Here is a 306-nt window from a genome sequence, read left to right on the forward strand (position 1 = left end):
CCGTATGGGGCAAGGGCTATCTGTTCAGCCGCGTCGAGTGGGAGTGCTGACCGGCCATGCTCAAGATCCTGGTGCGGCTGTACCTGGTGATCATCATTGCCTATGCCGGTGCGCTGCTGCTTATCCCCGACAGTATCGTCGGCCTGTTCCATGACCGGTTCATGGCCTACAACCTGGACCAGGCCAAGGGTGTGCAGTCGATGGTCGTGCGCCAGTTCCGCCAGGCGCCGCGCGAGCAGTGGCCAGCGGTAGCGCAGGAGCTGGCCGGTGATTTCGCACCGCTGCAACTGCGGCTGTTGCCCATGG

General features: G+C 63.7%; 1 pseudogene. It reads left to right on the plus strand.

From position 1 onward, the window contains the following. Positions 1-56: 56 nt before the first annotated feature. Positions 57-306: pseudogene (locus tag GYA94_RS26780) on the plus strand (ATP-binding protein); the annotation flags it as partial.

The sequence above is a fragment of the Pseudomonas juntendi genome (assembly GCF_009932375.1).
Classification (GTDB): Bacteria; Pseudomonadota; Gammaproteobacteria; order Pseudomonadales; family Pseudomonadaceae; genus Aquipseudomonas; species Aquipseudomonas juntendi.